The 17,986-nt window shown below is 66.8% G+C and carries 16 protein-coding genes; 6 read left to right on the forward strand and 10 right to left on the reverse strand.

Annotated features, from left to right (window positions below; all coding sequences use genetic code 11):
- Nucleotides 1–227: 227 nt before the first annotated feature.
- Complete coding sequence (locus tag Herbaro_RS07030) at nucleotides 228–2,531, forward strand: TonB-dependent receptor (protein ID WP_275013117.1); 2,304 nt, start codon at nucleotides 228–230, stop codon at nucleotides 2,529–2,531.
- A gap of 65 nt (nucleotides 2,532–2,596) precedes the next feature.
- Here the strand turns inward: Herbaro_RS07030 and Herbaro_RS07035 are convergent, their stop codons facing one another.
- On the reverse strand, nucleotides 2,597–3,973 hold the full coding sequence (locus Herbaro_RS07035) for an NAD(P)H-dependent oxidoreductase (RefSeq protein WP_446719311.1): 1,377 nt from the start codon (nucleotides 3,971–3,973) through the stop codon (nucleotides 2,597–2,599).
- 138 nt (nucleotides 3,974–4,111) lie between these two features.
- Between Herbaro_RS07035 and Herbaro_RS07040 the strand changes: the two genes are divergently transcribed.
- Entirely contained in the window at nucleotides 4,112–5,026 is a 915-nt protein-coding gene (locus Herbaro_RS07040) for a LysR family transcriptional regulator (protein WP_275013118.1), read from the forward strand.
- A 21-nt stretch (nucleotides 5,027–5,047) separates the two neighbouring features.
- On the opposite strand, the gene Herbaro_RS07045 is transcribed toward Herbaro_RS07040, so the two are convergent.
- From Herbaro_RS07045 to Herbaro_RS07055, 3 genes are all read right to left on the reverse strand, one after another.
- Complete coding sequence (locus Herbaro_RS07045; protein WP_275013119.1) at nucleotides 5,048–5,236, reverse strand: hypothetical protein; 189 nt, start codon at nucleotides 5,234–5,236, stop codon at nucleotides 5,048–5,050.
- A 272-nt stretch (nucleotides 5,237–5,508) separates the two neighbouring features.
- A complete protein-coding gene (locus tag Herbaro_RS07050) occupies nucleotides 5,509–7,284 on the reverse strand; it encodes a methyl-accepting chemotaxis protein (RefSeq protein ID WP_275013120.1) in 1,776 nt (591 codons plus the stop codon).
- A 205-nt stretch (nucleotides 7,285–7,489) separates the two neighbouring features.
- A complete protein-coding gene (locus Herbaro_RS07055; protein ID WP_275013121.1) occupies nucleotides 7,490–8,269 on the reverse strand; it encodes a YdcF family protein in 780 nt (259 codons plus the stop codon).
- A 165-nt stretch (nucleotides 8,270–8,434) separates the two neighbouring features.
- Between Herbaro_RS07055 and Herbaro_RS07060 the strand changes: the two genes are divergently transcribed.
- Nucleotides 8,435–9,922: an HdeD family acid-resistance protein gene (locus Herbaro_RS07060; protein WP_275013122.1), complete on the forward strand. Its 1,488-nt coding sequence runs from the start codon at nucleotides 8,435–8,437 to the stop codon at nucleotides 9,920–9,922.
- A 39-nt stretch (nucleotides 9,923–9,961) separates the two neighbouring features.
- A complete protein-coding gene (locus Herbaro_RS07065) occupies nucleotides 9,962–10,810 on the forward strand; it encodes an alpha/beta hydrolase (protein WP_275013123.1) in 849 nt (282 codons plus the stop codon).
- A 110-nt stretch (nucleotides 10,811–10,920) separates the two neighbouring features.
- Here the strand turns inward: Herbaro_RS07065 and Herbaro_RS07070 are convergent, their stop codons facing one another.
- The 3 genes from Herbaro_RS07070 to Herbaro_RS07080 all read right to left on the reverse strand — a co-directional run bounded on the left by Herbaro_RS07070 (nucleotide 10,921) and on the right by Herbaro_RS07080 (nucleotide 12,817).
- The gene (locus Herbaro_RS07070) at nucleotides 10,921–11,052 is read right to left on the reverse strand and encodes a hypothetical protein (RefSeq protein ID WP_275013124.1); all 132 of its coding nucleotides are present in this window, start codon (nucleotides 11,050–11,052) and stop codon (nucleotides 10,921–10,923) included.
- 693 nt (nucleotides 11,053–11,745) lie between these two features.
- Nucleotides 11,746–12,165 carry an NAD-GH domain containing protein gene (locus Herbaro_RS07075; protein WP_275013125.1) on the reverse strand — a complete coding sequence of 140 codons (420 nt, stop codon included), beginning with the start codon at nucleotides 12,163–12,165 and terminating at the stop codon, nucleotides 11,746–11,748.
- A 70-nt stretch (nucleotides 12,166–12,235) separates the two neighbouring features.
- The gene (locus Herbaro_RS07080; protein WP_275013126.1) at nucleotides 12,236–12,817 is read right to left on the reverse strand and encodes a gamma-glutamylcyclotransferase; all 582 of its coding nucleotides are present in this window, start codon (nucleotides 12,815–12,817) and stop codon (nucleotides 12,236–12,238) included.
- A gap of 356 nt (nucleotides 12,818–13,173) precedes the next feature.
- On the opposite strand from Herbaro_RS07080, the gene Herbaro_RS07085 reads away from it, so the two are divergent.
- The gene (locus tag Herbaro_RS07085) at nucleotides 13,174–14,802 is read left to right on the forward strand and encodes a methyl-accepting chemotaxis protein (RefSeq protein ID WP_275013127.1); all 1,629 of its coding nucleotides are present in this window, start codon (nucleotides 13,174–13,176) and stop codon (nucleotides 14,800–14,802) included.
- A 196-nt stretch (nucleotides 14,803–14,998) separates the two neighbouring features.
- Nucleotides 14,999–15,142: a hypothetical protein gene (locus Herbaro_RS07090; protein ID WP_275013128.1), complete on the forward strand. Its 144-nt coding sequence runs from the start codon at nucleotides 14,999–15,001 to the stop codon at nucleotides 15,140–15,142.
- Between the two features lie 78 nt (nucleotides 15,143–15,220).
- Here Herbaro_RS07090 and Herbaro_RS07095 read toward each other — a convergent pair whose 3' ends face one another.
- The 3 genes from Herbaro_RS07095 to aat all read right to left on the reverse strand — a co-directional run bounded on the left by Herbaro_RS07095 (nucleotide 15,221) and on the right by aat (nucleotide 17,972).
- A complete protein-coding gene (locus tag Herbaro_RS07095; RefSeq protein ID WP_275013129.1) occupies nucleotides 15,221–16,282 on the reverse strand; it encodes a quinone-dependent dihydroorotate dehydrogenase in 1,062 nt (353 codons plus the stop codon).
- A gap of 77 nt (nucleotides 16,283–16,359) precedes the next feature.
- Nucleotides 16,360–17,088 (reverse strand): arginyltransferase, encoded by a 729-nt coding sequence (locus tag Herbaro_RS07100; protein ID WP_275013130.1) that lies wholly within the window; start codon nucleotides 17,086–17,088, stop codon nucleotides 16,360–16,362.
- A gap of 140 nt (nucleotides 17,089–17,228) precedes the next feature.
- The gene (gene aat, locus Herbaro_RS07105; RefSeq protein ID WP_275013131.1) at nucleotides 17,229–17,972 is read right to left on the reverse strand and encodes a leucyl/phenylalanyl-tRNA--protein transferase; all 744 of its coding nucleotides are present in this window, start codon (nucleotides 17,970–17,972) and stop codon (nucleotides 17,229–17,231) included.
- Between the last annotated feature and the right edge of the window lie 14 nt (nucleotides 17,973–17,986).

The raw sequence follows: 17,986 nt of genomic DNA on the forward strand, positions 1-17,986 counted from the left end.
GGGACTGCGCCGCGTAATCCGTTTCAAATCTCATCTTCTCTCTGTTGTATTCAAGGGCCGCGACAATATGCCGCAGCCCTTTTTTTTCGCCGGTTTTCCGGCTAAGTCCTTGTTGCAAAAAGCTTTTGTCCGCAGCGGCAAACAGGCGCCGGCGAGGGTGCCTGCGCGCGCTGCCGCAGCGCGGTGCGCGCATGCTAGATTCGCGCACCGCATTGTTGGTTGTCGCCATGAACCCCTTGTCCGCCCCCCTGATTTGTCGCCGCTTCAAACCCCATCCGCTGATGCTGGCCCTGCTGTGGGCCTGGCGCGGTTCGGCGTTGGCGCAGTCGGCGGATGCCCAGGCGCCGGACGCCTTGCCCGTCATCGAGGTGCGCGAGGGCGCCTCGGTCGCCGAGCGCCGGCAGCTGCCGCAGACCAGCGCCAGCGTCACCGCCGCGGCGGCGGCCGACGGCATCAACGTCACCGACAGCTCGGACGCCTTGAAGTACCTGCCCAGCCTGTCGGTGCGCAAGCGCTACATCGGCGACACGCAGTCGCCGCTGGCCACGCGCACCACCGGCATCAACGCCAGCGCGCGCAGCCTGGTCTACGCCGACGGCATCCTGCTCTCGGCGCTGGTGAACAACAACAACGGCAACGGCTCGCCGCGCTGGTTCATGGTGGCGCCGGAAGAGATGGCGCGCATCGATGTCATGTACGGGCCATTCGCCGCCGAGTATCCGGGCAACTCCTACGGCGCGGTCACCGAGATCGTCACGCGCATGCCGCAGCAGTTTGAAGCCAGCGCCAAGGCGCTGTATTCGCAGCAGGATTTCAGCCAGTACGGCGCCTCCGGCACCTATCGCGCCCAGGAGTACAACCTCGCGCTGGGCAACCGCGACGGCGCGCTGGCATGGCGCTTTTCGGCCAACCACCTGGACAGCTTCTCGCCGCCGGTCACCTATGTGACCGCCAACGCCGCCCCGGCCGGCGTCACCGGCGCGGTAGCCACGCAGGACCGTACCGGCAAGCCGGTCTTCGTGCTCGGCGCGGGCAACCTCACCCATACCGTGCAGGACTCGGCGCGGCTCAAGCTCAGCTACGACTTCACGCCCGCGCTCACGCTCAGCTACACGCTGGGCATGTGGCAGAACCAGGCCAACGCCAATGCGCAGACTTTCCTGAAGAACGCGGCCAACGGCGCGCCGGCCTACGGCGGCGGCTTTTCCGCCAACAGCGTGGACCAGCAGCAGTGGATGCAGGGACTGGAGCTGCGCAGCAAGACCGAGGGCGTGTGGGACTGGCAGCTGGCGGCCTCCACCATGACGTCCTCGCGCGACCTCACGCGCACTTCCGCGGCCGCCTTCCCGGCCGGCGCCGGCGGCGGCGCGGGCACCATCGCCGACGCCGGCGGCACCGGCTGGAGCACGCTGGACGCCAAGGGCATCTGGCGTCCGTCCGGCGCCGACGGCAAGCGCGGCGCGCACGTGTTCAGCTTCGGCGCGCACTACGACCGCTACACCCTGGCCACGCCGACCTGGAACACCGCCGACTGGATCTCCGGCGGCAATGGCGCGCTGGCGTCCGACTCGCGCGGCAAGACCGAGACTTCCGCGCTGTGGGCGCAGGATGTCTGGCGCCTCGCGCCGTCGCTCAAGGCCACGCTGGGGGCGCGCTACGAATGGTGGCGCGCCTTCGGCGGCTACAACTATTCGACCAATGCGTCAGGCGTGGGCTTTCCGGTGAACCAGCCGCAGGTGAGCCAGGACGGCGTGTCGCCCAAGGCGTCGCTGGCCTGGAGCGTCAACGATGATTGGCTGGCCACGCTGTCGGCCGGGCGCGCGCTGCGCTTCCCGACCGTGGGCGAGCTGTACCAGAACGTGCTGGTGGGCGGCGTCTACCTGCAGGCCAACCCGAACCTGAAGCCGGAGAAGGTCTGGTCGACCGAGCTGGCCATCGAGCGCGCGCTGGCCGAGGGGCAAGGCAAGTGGCGCCTGTCGCTGTTCGAGGAGCGGGTCTCGGACGCCCTGATTTCGCAATCCTCGACGCTGGGCAGCGGCGTGGCCTCGTTCACCCAGAATGTGGACAAGACGCGCCAGCGCGGCATCGAAGCCGCCTTCGAGCGCAACGACGTGATGACGCGCGGCCTGTCCTTCAACGGCAGCCTGACCTGGGTCGATGCGCGCATCCTGGCCAACGGCGGCTACGTGCCGACGGCGGCCGGCGCCACCTCGGTGGGCAAGCGCACGCCCTACGTGCCGGAATGGCGCGCCACCCTGGTGGCCACCTACAAGCCGGACGACCGCTGGAGCTACACCCTGGCCGGCCGCTACAGCGCGCGGGTATACGCGACGGTGGACAACACCGACGTCAACAGCCACACCTACCAGGGATTCGACGGCTACACCGTGCTCGACGCGCGCGTGCGCTACCGCTTCGACCGGCACTGGAGCGCGGCGGTGGGCGTGGACAACCTGACCAACCGGGATTACTTCCTGTTCCACCCGTTCCCGCAGAGGACGGTGTTTGCGGAATTGAAGTATGACTTTTGAGGGGCGCTGAACGACGCTGGGTCCCGGCCTTCGTCAGGACGACAAGCCGGGGGATTTGCGGCGGCTCACGCCACCTGGCGCGGTTGGCCCAATCCCATCTCTTGCCTGAACAAGGCCTCCATCTCGCGGCGCACCTGGATCGCCTCGCGCGACGTATCCACGGCCACATCGGCCCAGCTCACCGTCTGCCCGGCCGCCACCGGCCGCTGCAGCACGATGCCGTGCGCCAGGCCGATCGGCAGCGCCTCATGCCGCAGCGAGGCGGCCGCCGGCATCAGCATGCCGTAGACCATGAAACCGCCTTCGCCGTCCAGCTTCTCGCCGGCCTTGAGGTCGCGCTTGGCGACCGCCACGGTGTCGCCGGCGAAGCCCAGCGTATTGCCGGTGGGCTGCCCGCGCACGGCGATGTTGGCCACCGAATAGCCCAGCTCCAGCCCGATCAGGTGATAGGGTTTGTACATCGAGGCGAAGCGGCCGCTGGCGTCGGTCTTCAGTCCGTACTGGGCGAAGCAGTCGCGCACGTAGTCGGTGGGCGCCTCGAAGGTGACGTAGACGCCCCAGCGCAGGTCGCGGAACACCGGGCGGCCGTCGCGCTCCAGCGAGGACACCACCTCCACCGTGCCCGAATGCGGCAGGATGCCGCCGGCCGCCTGCGGGCGCAGGATGCCCGGCAGGTCGTCCACGCCACAGGGCGGGAAGGCCAGGCCGGAGTCGGCCGGCCGCAGGCCGCAGGCGTTGGCTACAGCCGCCATTTCCAGCGCCGACTTGGTGCCGTCGAGGAAGGAGTTGAACATCTGCGCATTGAAGTCGCCGCCGGCCACCTGTTGCTCGGAAAAGCCGTAGTGGCCCCAGACCGTGTCGGGCGTGGACTGGTGGTACACCGGCAGGTACTTGGTGCCCTTGCCGGCGCACACCACTTCGAAGCCCGAGGTGCGAGCCCAGTCCACCATCTCGGCGATCAGCGCCGGCTGGTCGCCGTAGGCCATTGAATAAATGATGCCTGCCTCGGCCGCGCGGCGCGCCAGCAGCGGGCCGGCCAGGGCGTCGGCCTCGACGTTGACCATGATGATGTGCTTTTTGTGCCGGCAGCACAGCAGGGTGTGGCGGATGCCGGCGGCGGGGTTGCCGGTGGCGTCGATGACGATGTCGAGCTGGGGCTGCGAGATCAGCGCCTCGGCGTCATCCTGAACGTAGGTGCTGCCGTGGCGCAGCGCCTCGTCCCACGAGCGCGCCGCGGATTGCTCGGCCTTCCAGCCCACGCGCCGCAGCGACTCCTGCGCCCGCTGCGGCGAGAGATCGGCGATGCCCAGCAGGTGCACGCCCGGCGTGCGCGGCACCTGCGACAGGAACATCGAGCCGAACTTGCCGGCCCCGATCAGGCCCACGCGCACCGGCTTGCCTTGCTCGGCCAGCGCCTTCAATTGGTTGAACATCGTTGCCATGCCGTCTCCTTGTTGTTGGATGCGGGCGAGGGAGGCCACCCACCGGCAAAAAGAGTAGCATTGGGATTTTTCTGCGTAAATGTCGAGTTTTGCACGGTCTCTGTGCGAAAAATCGCATACCGGGATGGGGCCGCCGCGATGAGGAATTTCGATTGGGACAACCTGCAGGCCTTCCTCGCGGTGGTGCGCGCCGGGCGGCTGACGGTGGCTGCGCGCAAGCTGGGCGTGGACCATTCGACGCTGAGCCGGCGCATCGCCGCGCTGGAGCAAGCCGTCGGCGCCAGCCTGTTCGACCGCCGCGCGGCGGGCTATGCGCTGACCGCCGAGGGCGAGCGCCTGGTGCCGGACGCCGAGGCGATGGAGAACCTGGCCATCCGCATCCGCTCGCGCCAGGACGATGCCGCCCAGGGGCTGGCCGGCTCGGTGCGCATCGGCACCCCGGAAGCCTGGGGCACGTATTTTCTCGCGCGCGAGCTGAGGCACCTGGCGCGCCGGCATCCGGAACTGGAGGTGGAGCTGGTGGCCAACCCGCGCATGTTCAGCCTGTCCAAGCGCGAGGCCGACCTGGCGGTGAGCATGACGCGCCCGGAGCAGGGCCGGTTGGTCGCGCGGCGCTTGAACGACTACGAGCTGGGGGTGTACGCCGCGCCTTCCTACCTGGAAGAGCACGGCGCGGTCGCCAGTCGCCGCGACCTGGAGCGGCACCGCTGGATCGGCTACATCGATGACCTGATGTGGTCGTCCGAGCTGGATTACCTGGGCGAGATCTCACCGTCGCTGAGGCCGCACATCCGCATCTCCAATGTGATCAGCCAGGTGCAGGCGGTGGCGGCGGGCGTGGGGTTGGGCGTGCTGCCGTGTTTCCTGGCGCGGCGCGAGCCGGGGCTGGTGCGCCTGCTGCCGGAGGAGATACGGCTGTCGCGCGCCTATTGGCTGCTCACGCATGCCGATGCGCGCGACCTGGTGCGGGTGCAGGTGGTGGCCGATTTCATCGTCGCCAGGCTGGCGGCGCTGGGGCCGGACTACTGGCGCGACGGGCGGTCCGTGGACTGAGGATGGCGGGGAGGGCAGGCCTCAGTTGCTGCGGGCCTTCTCGATGGTTTCGCGGGCGGCTTCCAGCATGGCTGTCGGCTCGGGGGCATTGGAATCGAGGTAGTGATTCTCCAGCGTGACGGACAGATTGCTCATCTTCTCCGACAGCTCCGCCAGCGCAATGCTGAGCTCGCACATCAGGGCCGATATGTTCTTGGGTGACTGCGCCATGTCCGCTTCCCTTTCAGAGTTCACGTCGTCGGTCGCGGCTTGTTGATAACCGCTTCATGAAAAAACGTACAAACCGATTACGTCGCACACTTCGCGGCTATTCTAAGCCGAATATCCCTGTGACTGTCGAGCGCGTTGAAAGTGCTGTCGAAAAAATTGAGAAGAAGGCGAAATGCTTGCCGATGTGGCAACGATGCGCTCTGTTGAGTTGATTTGCGGCAAATAAAAAAGCCCGCGCGAGGCGGGCTTGGGGTAATGCCGGAGGGGCGGCGTCAGAAGGTTTCCCAGTCGTCCGCGTTGTCGCCTGCCGGCAGGCGCGATGGCGATTTGCTGGCCGGCTTGTCGGCCGGGGCTGCGGCCGCTGCCGCCTTGGCAGGCGCTGCGGGTTTGGCCGCCAGCGGCTTGCGTGCCGCAGCCGGCTGCGCGCGCGGCGCCGATGGCTTGGCTGCCGGGGTCGGAGGGCGGGCAGGGGCAGGTGCCTGGACGGCGCGGGCCTGGCCGGCATCGACGTGGAAACGGCTGACCAGGCTGGCCAGCGTCGCCGCCTGGTCTTGCAGCGACTGCGCGGCGGCCGCGGCTTGTTCCACCAGTGCGGCGTTCTGCTGCGTGCCTTCGTCCATCTGCGTGATGGCGCGGCCCACTTCTGCGATGCCCGAGCTTTGCTCCTGGCTGGCCGAGCTGATCTCGCCGACGATGTCGGTTACGCGCTTGACGCTGGCCACGACCTCATCCATGGTCGCGCCGGCCTGCTCCACCAGCTTGCTGCCGGTATCGACCTTGGCCACCGAATCGTCGATCAGCGATTTGATTTCCTTGGCGGCCGAGGCCGAGCGTTGCGCCAGCGAGCGCACCTCGGAGGCCACCACGGCAAAGCCGCGGCCCTGTTCGCCGGCGCGCGCGGCTTCCACCGCAGCGTTCAGCGCCAGGATGTTGGTCTGGAAGGCGATGCCGTCGATCACGCCGATGATGTCGGCGATCTTGCGCGAGCTCTCGGTGATGCCTTCCATGGTCTGCACCACCTGGCCGACCACGCTGCCGCCCTGGATCGCCACCTCGGAGGCGGATTCGGCCAATTGGTTGGCCTGGCGCGCGTTGTCGGCGTTCTGCTTCACGGTCGAGGTCAGCTCTTCCATGGCCGAGGCGGTTTCTTCCAGCGAACCGGCCTGCTGCTCGGTGCGGCCGGAGAGGTCGAGGTTGCCGCTGGCGATTTCGCTGGAGGCGGTGGCGATGGTGTCGGCCGAGATCTTGATGTTGGAGATGGTCGAGAGCAGCGAGTCGCGCATGCTGCGCACTGCGAACAGCAGGCTGGCGGTGTCGCCGGGGCGGGTTTCGATCTGCGGCGTGAGGTCGCCCTGGGCGATGCGGTTGGCGACTTCCGCCGCGCGCGCCGGATCGCCGCCGATGGTGCGCAGGATGCCGCGGTTGATCACGATCACCAGCGCCACCAGGGCCGCAGAGACCAACGCGAACAGCGCGATCATCTGCCACAGCGTGCGCATGAAGGCGGCGTTGATGTCATCCATGTAGGCGCCGGTGGTCAGGTTCCAGTCCCACGGCTTGTAGTTGATGACGAACGAAGTCTTGGGCACCGGGTCGGATGCGCCGACCTTGGGCCACAGGTAATTGACGAAGCCGCCCTCCGGCTTGGCGCCGGCCTTGGAGATCTCCACGAACAGCTGGTTGCCGGCCGGATCCTTCAGGTTGGTCAAGTCCTTGCCGTCCAGCTCGGGCTTGATCGGGTGCATGATGATGATCTGCTGCGAGGTGGAGATCGAGAAGTAACCGTCGCTGCCGTAGCGCAGGCTCTTGATGGCGCCGAAGGCGCGCTTCTGCGCATCTTCCTTGGACATCGTGCCGTTCTCGGCCAGCGCGCCGTAGCCCTTGACCAGCGAGAGCGCGGTCTGGCCGATGTTGGTGAGGTCGGCCTTGCGTTCTTCCAGCCGGATGTTGCGGACCATGACCGCGCTGAAGATGGAAATCGCCAGCAGGGCGATCAGGCTCAAGACGAGCGGAAGCCAAAGTTTCTTGCTGAATGACAGCTGGCCCATTGTGGAGTCTCCTTAGATTGAATGATGCTGTCCTGGCGTCTCTGCACCCTGGAAATTCCGGATATGGCTATCCCTGTTTTACTTGTGTGAGCAGCGTGTCGCGGGTTGCCGCAGCGTTCACGAAGGGCGCTGCGATAACTCTACTTTACCGGTGCGCCCGGCCGCCAAACAGGCGAAATAGCGGGGTAAAGGCAGGGTAGTTCGTTTATTCCGAATGCGAGCCGTCGCCGTGGTAGCGCAACCGGTACCACAACAGGCCTATCCATTCGTGCATGGCGTAGCCGGCCAGCGCGAGATTCGATGCGCGGGGGAAATAATCGGTGAGGGCGCCGCGTCCCGCGCTGGCAAACAAGGTGGGCGCGGCCACGGCGTTCAGGCCGGCGTCGGCGAAGCAGCGCATGGCGCGCGGCATGTGGATGGCGTCGGTCACCACCAGGACGCGTTCGATGCCGGCCCGCTTGAGCAGGGCGGCCGACATGATGGCATTGTCGTTGGTATTGTTGGAGCGGCCTTCCTGCCAGCGCGCCGCGACGCCGAAGTTGCGCTGCAGGGCGCGCGCCATCAGCGCCGCTTCGCTTTCGACCGAACCGTCGGGCGCACCGCCGGTGACCAGGATCGGCAGTCCGCCGGACTTGTGCAGCCAGGCGCCGTAGGCCAGGCGCGCCAGGCCCAGCGGACGCGGGCTGTCGGCATGGCCGTATTCCGGCGCGTCGGCCATGCGGCCCTCGCCGAGGATGACGATGGCCTGCGCCTGGCCGGCATCGGCCAGCGCCGCATATTGGTTTTCCAGCGGCGCCACCAGCAGCAAGGCGCCGGCCCGGGTGCTCAGCACCAGCAACAGCGCCGCGCCCAGCGCGATGAGCAGGTTGCCGGTGCGGCGCAGGCGCGGCCGCAGCAGGCAGCCGAGTGCGCACAGCAGCATGGCGTTGAGCGGGGGCAGGAGGACGGCGCCGGCGACGGCGGAGAGCAGGACCTGAAAATTCATGGCGGGGGACGCGGGTTGGCTGGCGTGGATGACAGCGCATTGTCCGCGATTGCCGCGCCGCGATCCACCCCGCAGGCCGCCACCGGAGAAGCATTTGCCTGTCCGCATGGAAACACGGAAAATCACGGCATCGAAAAAGGAAGGGCCGACGGCCCGGGGAACATAGTGATACGTCTTGTCTTGCTGCTCTTGGGGGCCGATTTCATCCGCCGCAACTGGCACGCGCTGGCCTTCGCCGGGCTGCTGTGGGGGACCATCGGCGTCTCGCTGATGATCGACGCGCTGGACGGCGTGCTCAACTTCCCGCTGACCCTGTTCGGCTACCTGCTGCTGGCCGAGAGCCTGGTCACGCTCTGGGTCGCCAACAGCGGCATCGGCGCGCAGAAGACGCTGCGCTACGCCAAGGGCGCGCTGTTCCTGCTGATCGCGCTTCTGGTCATTACCCGGCACCAGGCCAGCGACATGGCGCTGGCCATGCTGTTCGGGATCGCTTTCGCCATCGGCGGCTCGCTGCAGATCACCTCGGCGCTGGTGGTGCGCTTCCCGCGCTGGCGCATGGCGGTGGCCGGCGGCGGGGTGCAGATCCTGCTGGCGATCGTGTTCTTCCAGCCTTATCCCACGCACTACAAGGGGACGGTGCCGTTCTGCCTGGCCCTGGGGTTGATCTTCGGCGGCTGGAACATCATCTGGCTGGCGCTGCGCACGCGCATGCTGCCGCAGCAGGTGTCGGTGGACATGCTGGCGCGGCGCAACGGCGGGCCGGACATGCCGTTCGACGCCGGCCTTTATCGCGGCGACGAAGCCATGAAGCCGAACTTGCGCCTCAACGGCGGCATGCCCGGCAAGGGCTGGAAGGCGCCGCCCGCCGCATCCCCCGACGTCGCGCCGGCGGCCGCAAGCGATGCGCCGCAGGCGGCGGCCGACGCAGAGGCAGAGGCCACAAGCGCGCCGGCCCTGACCGTGCACGTCTGGACGCCGACCGGGAGCGCCAAGGGCCCGGCGCGGCGCCAGCCGGTGATCGACCGCTACATCGCGGCGGTCGACACCAATGGCGTGATCTCCACCGGCCATGCCGCGCTGGAGGTGTTGCCCGAGCTCTACATCAGTCTCTATCCTGCCGAGGAGATCGATCGTTCGCCCGACCAGTTCGCGCGCCTCCTGCGCGCCACCGCCGACAACAACGTCAAGGGCCGCTACCTGACCGACTACCGCAGCGAAGCGGCGGCCTGGTGCGAGTCGACCGAGAAGATCGTGTTTCGCGACTACAGCCGCGCGCACCTGGAACGCTTCTGGGACGACTATCGCCGCACCGAGATCTACAACCTGACCTACCGCAATTGCTCCAGCACCGTGGCGCATGCGCTGGAGGCGGCGCTGGAAGGCGTGATCGGCGTGCGCGACCGTCATTGGTCCAACGCCGTGCGCATGATGTTCACGCCCGAGATCTGGGTCGCCAGCCAGATCCGCAAGCGTGCGCTGACCATGGCCTGGACGCCGGGCATGGTGCTGGACTACTCGCGCGCGCTGCGTGCGGTGGTGCATCCGCGACCCTTGTCCTGGGCCGCCTCGCTGCAACTGGCGCTGCGCCAGAGCCGGCGCCTGCGGCAGGTCTGGCGCGCGCGGCGCCGCTATGCCGAGCGCAACGATCCCTGAACCCCGGCGCCGACGTCGGCCCATCGAAACGGAGAGCGCATGAACACCTGGCAGCCCACGCAGGAGCATTGGATCGACGCCGCCGACGGCACCCGGCTGTTCTGCCGCGACTGGCTGCTGCCGGGCGCGACAGGCGCGGTGCAACTGGTGCACGGCCTGGGCGAACACGGCGGCCGCTATGGCGGCCTGGCGCGGCTGTTCAACGAGGCTGGCTTCTCGGCGCGCATCTGCGACCATCGCGGCCACGGCAACTCGGGCGGCCGCCAGGGCAGCCTGGCGCATCCGGACGACTTGCTGCGGGACCTGAAATTGAGCTTCGACGATTTCACGCGGCGCGCGCAGTGCACGCCCATCCTGTTCGGCCACAGCATGGGCGGCCTGGTGGCGGCGCGCTTTGCCACCGGCGGCTTCAGTCCGGTGCGCGCGCTGGCGCTGTCGTCGCCGGCCCTGGCGCTGGACCTGTCGGCATGGCAAAAGCTGCTGCTGGCGGTATCGAGCGCGCTGGCGCCGGGCCTCGCGCTGCCGACCTCCTTGCCGGCTGCGCGCATCTCGCATGATGCGCAGCAGGTGCAGGCCTATCGCCGCGATCCCCTGAACCACGGCAAGATCGCGCCGCGCATGCTCAATTTCATGCTGGATGCCATGCATCACGCCGCCCGCGACGCCGGCCGCTTCCTGCAACCGGTGTTGCTGCAGGTGGCCGGAGACGACGCCTTCGTCGCGCCGCGCGGCAGCCGCGCCTTCTTCGAGGCCTTGCCGGCGGGGCGCAAGACGCTGCGCTGGTACGACACGGCCTATCACGAGATCTTCAACGAGGAGCCGGCCCTGCGCGAACGGGCCATGGACGACCTTAGGCAATGGCTGGCGCAATTGCCGGCAGGCGGGTGACGCGGTGGGATGGGATGAACCCGCGGGCACAGGTTCGAAAATTAACAATAAATTACCCGTGTAAAGCCCTCATGAGCGAGGATTCCACGGCCGCCGGGCGTTGATCGGCGTCAGGGTTGCCCGCTGGGAACGTTGCTGAACGCGCAGCGGCTGTCGAAGCCGACGAAGCCGGGCGCGCAGGCGCAGCCCTGCAGCGCCAGCAGCAGCGCGGTTGCAGCGACGATGGAGGCGAGACGCATCATGCGGTTTCTTTCGTTCCGGTTTGCAAACCAGCGAGTGTAATGGCATGTCAGCCATTTGCAAGTGAGGCCGGAACGCCAGCCCGGGCGAAAATGCCGCCGCTCTTTTCAATCGCTGCCGGCGCCGATCCGCTTTTCTGGACTTTTCCAAGTTATCAGGATTAATGATAAGAATGGAAATAGTTGTCCAATACCGGCGTTTGCGCGGCCCAAAACAAAAAGCGGCTTGTCCGCATTGCAATGCGACAATAACCGCTTTTCAGGACTTGCTGTGTTGCTCGCCGGCGCAGGCAGGCATGCGCCGACGGGAGTGCGCCGGATGGCTGCTTACTTGACCGAGATCAGGTAGCGGGCGACCATTGCGCCGATCAGCAGGGTGTACGGGAGGATGTCGACGACGATGTTCATGGTTGGCTCCGTGAGGAAAAATGATCTGTTGCATTGCAATATATGCGTTCGATCCTCATGGAGCCAATTTTGAATCCCAATATCAGTTATCGATTTCTTGAATAACTGTCGAGAAGGGTGGCCGGGTTCGGTGGGAAGGTTATTTAATCCCTTTTAAATCAATGGGTTGTGAAATTAATTGCCGACGTGGAAAGCGCCGGGAAGGGCATCCCGGCGCGTCCTGGGTTCGCAGCTTGTTTCATTCGTGCGACAGGCCGGCAAGCGCCGGCAGCGCGGCAATGTCAGGAGTCATTGGCCGTCCAGCTTTATTTCCAGGCCGCGGATCTGGTTGGTGATGCGGACTTGTTGCCCGGCGCCACTCTTGACCTCGACCGTCAGCCGGCTCTGCCTGGCTGCCGAAGAGCTGTTGAGCGAGCTGGCCGGCTTGACGCTGAAATCGTAGCGTCCCGGCTTGACCCAGATCGCCAGGTGTTCGCCGCGGCTGATCTGCGCCAGCACCACGTCATTGATCGCAAGCTCGAGCATCTCGGTGTCGAGCAAGGTGTCGCTGCGGCTGAACCTGACCTGCGCCAGGCCAGCCTCCTGCTGGATCATGCTCTTGATATAGATGCGCGACGGCGGGATTTCCCCGCTGGCGGTCTTTTCCACCGGCGTCGCGCAGGCGGCCAGGGCCAGGACGGTCGCGCATGCGGCGAGGGCTTTGATCATGTTCTTCCTTTGGTGTTTTTGGGGAGTGGGCATCGGCCAACGATATCATGCCGGTCCCGTGCCTGATCGGCTATCGTCCGGCCGTTTCGCGTTCGAGCCGCAACAGGTGGCGTTCGATCGCAAACACGTGGGCATCGTCGGAGCCCAGTTCGCGCAGCGCCTGCGCCAGCAGCAGCAGGTATTCGCTGTTGCGCCCGCTCGGTCCGGCGGCGCGGGCGATCTGCCAGGCGATCTCCTCTTCGTCGGCGGGGCCGGCGAAGGCGGCATTCTCTTCCGAGGCGATATAGAGCAGGCCGTCGGTCTTTTCTTCTTCCGAAAAATGAATCTCGGCGACTACCCGCAGGTAGCCGTTCTTCTCGCGGTGGTCGAGATGGGCGAAGACTTCCGGCGTGATCAGGTAAGCCATGCCGGCGCAGATCGCGCCCTCCTGCGGCACCAGGGTCACCACGCGCCCCGGCGCCTCGGCGGTGCCGCGGTGGTCGTGCGAACCCTGCCAGAAACGGCGGGCCCAGCCAGCGATATGCGCCGGGCGGCGCTGCAGGAACGGGAAATCGGCCTTGAAGATGATGGAGCCGTAGCCGAACAGCCAGACGCTGTCGTGGCTGTCGAAGTGGTTCATCTGGCTGTTGATGGAAATGGTATCGGCGGACATGGCATGGGCAGCGACTGACGGCGCGGCCGTCGGAAGCTTTCCATTATAAAACCGGCCGCGCCTGGCGCGTGAGGGACGCGCCGATCTTGTCTTGGGGGCAAGATCGCAAGCCCGAAATACATCGGAAAAAACGTCGTTGCTTGCGCTTTGCCGGCGCCAGGCCGCAACCGGAGAGGGTTTGCGAGGATTCTCAGCGCGCAGCTGTACAAGCTTTCACTGGTCAGTCCAATTTTTTTGCCGTTTAATATCGTCCGCGACGCATTTGCCATGCGGAAATACAAGAAGAGAAGCGGCCGGCCTGCGGGCACGGGCGCCACAGACCGCTCGAACAACAATCAGAACTGAGGGAAGAGAACATGAAAATCATCAGCAACATGACGATAGGCAAGCGCCTGTCCCTGGGCTTCGGGCTGGTCCTGGCGCTGTCCATCGTGATCACCGCGATCGGCTTCTGGCGCCTGCAGACGGTGTCCGAGGCCACGCACCAGATGATGCAGCAGCCGTTGGTCAAGGAGCGCCTGATCTCGGATTGGTACGCCAACCTGTACGGCGGCATCCGCCGTACCCTGGCCATCGCCAAGAGCGCCGATCCGTCGCTGGCGGACTACTTCGCCAGCGACGCGGCGGCATCGTCCAAGAGCTCGGCCGATACCCAGTCCAAGATCGAGCCGCTGCTGCGCAGCGAGGCCGAGAAGGCCGCGTTCGCGCAGATCGCGGTGGCGCGCAAGGCATACCTGGCCGGGCGCGACGACATCAACAAGGTCAAGGCCACCGGCGACCTGGCCGAGAGCAACCGCGTGCTGGACCAGGTGTTCGTGCCTGCGGCCAACCGCTACCTGGGCGCGATGCAGCAGCTGCTGCAGATCCAGCGCGAGGACATCGATCGCATGGCGCAGGACATCGACACCATCGCCGCCCGCAGCAAGGTGCTGATGCTGGCGCTGGAGGCCCTGATCCTGGCCTTCGGCGTGCTGTGCGCCTGGTGGCTTACGGCCAGCATCATCGGTCCGCTGCGCACTGCGGTGGACATTTCGCGGCGCGTGGCGCAGGGCGACCTGACCGCGCGTTTCCAGGCGTCCAGCCGCGATGAGACCGGCCAATTGCTGGCCGCGCTGGAGGAGATGAACGGCAGCTTGCGCACCATCGTCAGCCAGGTGCGCAACGGCACCGACAACATCGCCAGCGCCTCGCAGGAAATCGCCAGCGGCAACCTCGACCTGTCGGCCCGCACCGAGCAGCAGGCCGGCTCGCTGGAAGAAACCGCCTCGGCCATGGAGCAACTGACCTCGACCGTGAAGCAGAACGCCGACAACGCGCGCCAGGCCAACCAGCTGGCCAGCTCCGCTTCGCAGGTGGCGATCCAGGGCGGCAGCGTGGTGGGGCAGGTGGTGCAGACGATGAGTTCGATCAACGACTCGTCCAAGAAGATCGTCGACATCATCAGCGTGATCGACGGCATCGCCTTCCAGACCAACATCCTGGCCTTGAATGCCGCGGTGGAAGCGGCGCGCGCCGGCGAGCAGGGCCGCGGCTTCGCCGTGGTGGCGTCGGAAGTGCGTTCGCTGGCCCAGCGCTCGGCCTCGGCCGCCAAGGAGATCAAGGCCCTCATCGACGACTCGGTGGACAAGGTCGGCGCCGGCAGCAAGCTGGTGGAGCAGGCCGGCCAGACCATGAGCGAAGTGGTCGAGAGCGTGCGCCGGGTCACCGACGTGGTGGCCGAGATCAGCGCCGCAAGCCAGGAGCAGAGCACCGGCATCGAAGAGGTCAACCGCGCCATCACGCAGATGGACGAGAGCACGCAGCAGAACGCCGCGCTGGTGGAGCAGGCCGCCGCCGCCGCGCATGCGATGCAGGAGCAGGCCGCGAGCCTGGCCTCGCTGGTGTCGGTGTTCCGGCTGCAGGAAGGGCTGGGGCGCTCCCGTGCCGGGCACGACGATGCACGCGTTATCGAGATGGCCGCGCCCAGTCCGAAGCTGGAGGCGTGAGCGCGCGCCGATGAACGAAACTGCGCGCCGGCAGGGCAAACGTGCATGCCGGCGGCGCCGAAAATCTTTCTTCCCACCTTGCGCTGCGGCATCCCTTTTGGGCATAAAATGGCGCCAGCCGGCGGCCCCGGGGGATGTGCACAAGCGGCCGCCATCCAGGATGGGGAGGCCTCATCCGAATTTTCAGGGGAATATCATGCGTGTGGTCGTCATGTTGCTGACGCTGGTCGTCGGTGCCGTTCTGGCCGGTTGCGAAAAGACCGACTTCGAAAAGAAATCCGAAGCCGACGCCAAGGCGCGGCAGATTTTCAACCTCAAGCGCGAGTCGTCCAAGGACTGATGGCCCGGGCGCGCGAGCGCGGATAAAAAAACAGCAGGCGTGTGCCTGCTGTTTTTTTTCGTCCCGACCTGGCGCGACTCAGTGGTGATCCGCCGTCGCCGCCGGCGCGCGCAGCGCCTCGGCGCATTCGCGCACCAGCGCCGGGCCGCGGTAGATCAGGCCGGTGTAGAGCTGCACCAGCGAGGCGCCGGCGTCGATCTTGGCGCGCGCGTCGTCGCCGTTGAAGATGCCGCCCACGCCGATGATGGGCAGGGCGTCGCCCAGCTCCGCCTTCAAGCCGCGGATCACGCGGTTGGACAGGGCGAACACCGGCTTGCCCGACAGCCCGCCGGCTTCCTCGCCGTGCCGCATGCCCTTGACCGCGTCGCGCGTGATGGTGGTGTTGGTGCCGATGACGGCGTCGATCCGGTGGCGCAGCAGCGCGTCGGCGACGTTCTTGACCTGTTCGTCATCCATGTCCGGCGCGATCTTCAGCGTCACCGGCACGTAGCGACCGTAGCGGTCGGCCAGGCGGCGCTGGGCCGATTTCAGCTGCGACAGCAGCGCGTCCAGTTCGGAGGCGCCCTGCAGCTGGCGCAGGTTCTTGGTGTTGGGCGAGGAGATGTTGACGGTGACGTAGCTGGCGTAGGGGTAGACCTTCTCCAGGCAGTGCACATAGTCCTCGGCCGCACGCTCGATCGGCGTGTCGGCGTTCTTGCCGATGTTCAGGCCCAGCACGCCCTGTTTTTCCTGGTAGAAGCGCGAGGCCTGCACATTGGCCACGAAGGCGTCCACGCCGCCGTTGTTGAATCCCATGCGGTTGATCACGGCATCGGCCGCCGGCAGGCGGAACATGCGCGGCAGCGGGTTGCCCGGCTGGGCGCGCGGGGTGACCGTGCCGACCTCGATGAAGCCGAAGCCCAGTGCCGCCAGGCCGTCGATGTAGGCGCCGTCCTTGTCCAGGCCTGCCGCCAGGCCCACCGGGTTGGGGAATTCGATGCCCATCACGGTGCGCGGGTCGCGCGCCGGCTTGGCGATGACGTCGGTCAGGCTGTAGCGGGCGGCGCAGCGCAGCGCCGGCAGCGTCAGGTGATGCGCGGTCTCGGGTTCGAGGGAAAACAGCAGCGGACGCGCGAGGGCGTAGAGGAATTTGTCGGACACGATGGCGGATGGCGATGAAAAAGTGCCGCTATTCTAACGTGTCCGCGCCGCCGTTCCACGGTTTTGGCGCGACGGCCTCACTCTTCCAGCGGCGCCCATTCACCCTTGCGCAGGGCCTCCAGCGGCTGGAAATTGGTCTTGTAGGCCATCTTCTGGCTCTCCTTGATCCAGTAGCCCAGGTAGACGTAAGGCATGTCGAGCTGGCGCGCCTGCTCGATCTGCCACAGGATGTTGTAGGTGCCGAAGGAGGCGGACGGCAGGTCGGGGTCGAAGAAGGTGTAGACCGAGGACAGGCCGTCGTTGAGCACGTCGATGATGCTGACCATGCGCAGCGTGCCATCGGCCTCGCGGAACTCGACCAGGCGCGTGTTGACCTTGCTCTGGAGCAGGAACTGCGCGTACTGGTCGCGGCTGTCCTGGTCCATGCCGCCGCCGGCGTGGCGCGCAGACTGGTAGCGCAGGTAGAGCTCGTAGTGTTCGTGGGCGTAGGTCAGGTTGGTGACCAGCGCCACCAGGTGGCGGTTGCGTTCCCAGGCGCGGCGCTGGCTGCGGTTGCGGCTGAACTCGGCGGCGCGGATGCGCACCGGGGTGCAGGCATTGCAGCCGTCGCAATAGGGGCGGTAGGTGAAGATGCCGCTGCGGCGAAAGCCGGTCTTGACCAGCTCCGAATAGACGTCGGCGTTGATCAGGTGCGAGGGCGTGGCCACTTGCGAGCGGGCCTGCTGGTTATCGAGATAGCTGCACGGGTAGGGCGCGGTTGCATAGAACTGCAACGTCGAGAAGGGCAAGTCTTTGAGATGCGTCATGAGCGTCCTGTCCTGTCTTGCGCGAGCCCGGCGGCGGGATGGCGAGGGCAGCCGGGGCGATGGGCCGAAGGCTTAATTTACACTACTTTGGCGGCTGCGGTGGCAAAGCACGGGGCGGCAGCGTGGCCGGCGCGCGTGAATCAGGCGGCCGCGGCCGGCGGGATCCCGGTCTCCAGCAGGTTCAGCGGCTGCCAGCCGTGGATCTGCGGTTCGCGCACCGCCGCGCGCAGGTGGCGAAGGAAGTCGTCGCGCGCGATGGGGCGGGCGCCCAGCGAGGCCAGGTGCGAGGTTTCCTGCTGGCAGTCGATCAGCGTCACGCCGCGGCTGCGCAGGAAGAACACCAGGTGCGCCAGCGCCACCTTGGAGGCGTCGCTGACCCGGGCGAACATCGATTCGCCGTAGAACATGCGGCCGATACACACGCCGTAGGCGCCGCCCACCAGCTCGCCGTTGAGCCAGACTTCCGAGGAGTGCGCATAGCCGGCGCGGTGCAGGCCGGTGTAGCCCTCGATGATCTCGGGCGAGATCCAGGTGCCGTGCTCGTGCCGGCGCGGTCCGGCGCAGCCGCGCATGACTTCTTCGAAGACGGTGTCGAAGCTGACCTGCCACAGGCCGTCGCCGTGGCGGCTGCGCTCGATGCGGCGCAGCGTCTTCTTCAGGCTGTCGGCGACGGTGAACTGGTCGGTGCGCAGCACCATGCGCGGATCGGTGCTCCACCAGAGGATGGGCTGGCCTTCCGAGAACCAGGGGAAGATGCCCTGGCGGTAAGCCTCCAGCAGGCGCGGCGGCGACAGGTCGGCCCCGGCCGCGAGCAATCCCGCGGGATCTTTCAGCGCGCGCGAGACATCCGGGAAGGGGGTATCTATATTGAGCCAGGCGATCATCCGCTTACCTCCAC

Source organism: Herbaspirillum sp. WKF16 (assembly GCF_028993615.1).
Classification (GTDB): Bacteria; Pseudomonadota; Gammaproteobacteria; order Burkholderiales; family Burkholderiaceae_D; genus Herbaspirillum.

What these genes read in the sequence shown, in the direction of transcription:
- Herbaro_RS07030 (WP_275013117.1), top strand. Translation starts at nt 228, where the DNA reads ATGAACCCCTTGTCCGCCCCCCTGATTTGTCGCCGCTTCAAACCCCAT.
- Herbaro_RS07035 (WP_446719311.1), bottom strand. Translation starts at nt 3,973, where the DNA reads ATGGCAACGATGTTCAACCAATTGAAGGCGCTGGCCGAGCAAGGCAAG.
- Herbaro_RS07040 (WP_275013118.1), top strand. Translation starts at nt 4,112, where the DNA reads ATGAGGAATTTCGATTGGGACAACCTGCAGGCCTTCCTCGCGGTGGTG.
- Herbaro_RS07045 (WP_275013119.1), bottom strand. Translation starts at nt 5,236, where the DNA reads ATGGCGCAGTCACCCAAGAACATATCGGCCCTGATGTGCGAGCTCAGC.
- Herbaro_RS07050 (WP_275013120.1), bottom strand. Translation starts at nt 7,284, where the DNA reads ATGGGCCAGCTGTCATTCAGCAAGAAACTTTGGCTTCCGCTCGTCTTG.
- Herbaro_RS07055 (WP_275013121.1), bottom strand. Translation starts at nt 8,269, where the DNA reads ATGAATTTTCAGGTCCTGCTCTCCGCCGTCGCCGGCGCCGTCCTCCTG.
- Herbaro_RS07065 (WP_275013123.1), top strand. Translation starts at nt 9,962, where the DNA reads ATGAACACCTGGCAGCCCACGCAGGAGCATTGGATCGACGCCGCCGAC.
- Herbaro_RS07070 (WP_275013124.1), bottom strand. Translation starts at nt 11,052, where the DNA reads ATGATGCGTCTCGCCTCCATCGTCGCTGCAACCGCGCTGCTGCTGGCG.
- Herbaro_RS07075 (WP_275013125.1), bottom strand. Translation starts at nt 12,165, where the DNA reads ATGATCAAAGCCCTCGCCGCATGCGCGACCGTCCTGGCCCTGGCCGCC.
- Herbaro_RS07080 (WP_275013126.1), bottom strand. Translation starts at nt 12,817, where the DNA reads ATGTCCGCCGATACCATTTCCATCAACAGCCAGATGAACCACTTCGAC.
- Herbaro_RS07085 (WP_275013127.1), top strand. Translation starts at nt 13,174, where the DNA reads ATGAAAATCATCAGCAACATGACGATAGGCAAGCGCCTGTCCCTGGGC.
- Herbaro_RS07090 (WP_275013128.1), top strand. Translation starts at nt 14,999, where the DNA reads ATGCGTGTGGTCGTCATGTTGCTGACGCTGGTCGTCGGTGCCGTTCTG.
- Herbaro_RS07100 (WP_275013130.1), bottom strand. Translation starts at nt 17,088, where the DNA reads ATGACGCATCTCAAAGACTTGCCCTTCTCGACGTTGCAGTTCTATGCA.
- aat (WP_275013131.1), bottom strand. Translation starts at nt 17,972, where the DNA reads ATGATCGCCTGGCTCAATATAGATACCCCCTTCCCGGATGTCTCGCGC.